1 protein-coding gene is annotated in these 384 nt (G+C 63.5%); it reads right to left on the bottom strand.

Going from position 1 to position 384, the window contains the following annotated elements; translation table 11 throughout:
• On the bottom strand, positions 1–384 hold a 384-nt coding region (locus MWC30_RS22130; RefSeq protein WP_244086348.1), incomplete at both ends, for a proton-conducting transporter membrane subunit.

The following is a 384-nucleotide window of genomic DNA, read 5'->3' as shown; positions in this document are numbered from 1 at the left end:
CGGCCCGCACGGCGATGGAATCGGTCGCCATGTAGTGGAGGATGATCCCCCCGAGCAGGCACACGCCCCCGAAAATGTGCACCAGGATGTAGCGGTAGCCGGCGGCGAGGGCCGCGTCATTTCGGCTCGCAAAGACCAGGTAGGCCGAGGCGAAGGCCATCAGCTCCCAGAAGACGAACAGGGTGAAAAAGTCCCCCGCGAAAGTCACCCCGAGAGAGCCTCCGATGTAGAGGGAGGCCGCCACGTGCTGGCCGGGGTCGTCCACGTGGAGCGCGTAGACAAAGCTGATGAAGGCCGCGATGGTGAACACCCACGCAAACACGAGGCTCAGCTTGTCCACCGCTCCGAAAATGAGGGGGGTCCCCAGGAACGTGTATGTCCAGT

The sequence above is a fragment of the Desulforhabdus sp. TSK genome (assembly GCF_022836495.1).
Taxonomy (GTDB): domain Bacteria; phylum Desulfobacterota; class Syntrophobacteria; order Syntrophobacterales; family Syntrophobacteraceae; genus Desulforhabdus.
Note: the sequence above shows the minus strand (reverse complement) of the source record. Positions and strands in the feature narration are given on the sequence as shown.